The following is a 1988-nucleotide window of genomic DNA, read 5'->3' on the forward strand; positions in this document are numbered from 1 at the left end:
GCCCGGCAGCGGACCGACCGGCCCCACCACCTCCGGCCGCGGCACGGGCCGCGGGCAGAGCCCCGCCACGGCCCCCGCCCCGCCCGACCCCGCGACGCTGCTGCTCGCGGCCGTCGAAGCGGCGGCCCCCCTGTGGGAGCGCGGCAGCGGCCACCCGGAACTGCTGACGACCCGACTCGGTACCGCCCAGCACGCCGCGGGACCGGTCGATCCCGTCACCCTGCGGTTGACCACCGCCGGGTCGCTGGGGCTCGCCGGCCCGCTCCCCCGGGTGCGCTCGGTCGCCCGCGCCCTTCTCGCCCAGGTGGCCGCGCTCCATCCACCGAGCGCGATCGAGGTGGTGACCGTCGCGCCGGGCGGTGCCGAACACTGGGCGTGGACGGGCTGGCTCCCCCACACCCGCCCCACCACGCAGCCCTGCCACCGCCTCCTCGCCTTCGACGAGGCGCAGGCCGCCGCGCGCGTGGCAGAGCTGGTCGACCGGCTGCCCGGCCGCCCGCGGGGCGCCACGGGCGACGGCGTGCCGCCCCTGCCCTCGCAGTCGCAGCGCCCCGCCGGCCCGCGCCCGGGCGCCGCCGGCCCCGCGCCGGGGCGCCGCACCGTGGTGGTCGTCGACGGTGAGATCGCCGACCCCGGTGCGCGCCGGGGGCTCGACCGACTGGCCGCCGAGGGCCCCGCCGCCGGCATCCACCTGATCTGCCTGGCCGAGGCGGCGTCCGCGACCCCGGCGTCGCCCGTCACACAGACACTCGCCTCCGCCGCCGACCGGTCGCCGACGTTCGCCGCCTGTCGGCTGCGCGCGGTGCTCTCCGGCGAGGTCGCGACCTCGGTGCGGCTCATCGGCCGCGACGGGGAGGCCGGTGCGCCCGCCACGGCGGACGGGGGGTCGGCCGCCTGGGCGGAACGGCTGGCCCGCGCGCTCGCCCCGCTGCGGGAGGCGGTCGGCGCGGAGGCGGAGCTGACCGCGCTGCCGGACTCGGCCCGCCTGCTGGACGTGCTGCGCCTGCCGCGGGTCACCCCGGCGGCGCTGCGGGAGCGCTGGGCAGCCGGGGACGGGTTGCCGCTGGTGCTCGGCGCGGCGGTCGGAGGCCCGCTGGCGACGGACCTGGCCGCCGCCGGGCCGGTCGTGGTGGAGGGCCCGGCTCGCTCCGGCCGGACCGAGCTGCTCTGCTCCCTGGCGACGTCCCTCGCCGCCGCGTCCGGCCCGGACCGGCTGTCGCTGCTGCTGGTGGACGGCGCCGACGAGGGGTTGGCCCCGTGCGCGGAGCTGCCCCAGGTCGTGGACCGGCTGCGCACCACCGACCCGGTGCGGATGCGGACGGTGGCGCAGTCGCTGCGCGCGGAGCTGGTGCGCCGCGCCGAGCTGCTGGGCGGTCCGTCGCCCGTCACCTGGCAGGAGGACGAACCCGCCGCCCTGCTGCGGGTCGTGGGACAGCGCCGCGGAGCGGAGGAGGAGCCGGTCCGGCAGGCGCCGGCGAGCGGGCCGCCGCCGATGCTGGTGGTGGTCGTGGACGACGTGGCGGCACTGCGGGCGCCGGCGCTGGGCGCGCCGGGGAGGCCGGCGGCCGGTTCGGTGATGCGGGTCCTGGAGGCGGTGGTCCGTGACGGTGCGGCGCTCGGCGTGCACCTGGTCTCCGTGGGCGAGGCGGTTCCCGCTCCGGACGCGCTGCGGATTCGGCTGACGGGCCGGCCGGCGGGGCGGGCCGAACTGGTCACCCCCGACGGTCCGCTGGCGTTCCAGGTGGGCCGCGTGACGGGGCGCATCCCGCGGACTGCGACGCTGCGGCCCTCGGTGGAACCACTGGAGTGGACGCGTGCGGGCGATGCGCCGGCGCGGCGGACGGTGCGGGAGCTCGGCAACGGACCCACGGACGTGGCGCTGCTGGCGAGCGCGGCGACGCGTGCCGCCGCGCAGGGCTCGGCGGCGGCCCCGGCCGCCTCGCACGCCTGACGCACGTCCGAAGCGCGCCGGACGCACGCCCGACGCA

Annotated in this window: 1 protein-coding gene; it reads left to right on the forward strand. The window is 80.3% G+C overall.

The genetic code is table 11. The annotated features are described in order from the left end of the window. Positions 1-1951 (forward strand): FtsK/SpoIIIE domain-containing protein (locus HCN56_RS27100; protein ID WP_280923316.1); only part of this gene is annotated, 1951 nt, incomplete at its 5' end. Between the last annotated feature and the right edge of the window lie 37 nt (positions 1952-1988).

It is taken from the genome of Streptomyces lonarensis, assembly GCF_012033735.1.
In the GTDB taxonomy this organism is placed as follows: Bacteria; Actinomycetota; Actinomycetes; order Streptomycetales; family Streptomycetaceae; genus Streptomyces; species Streptomyces lonarensis.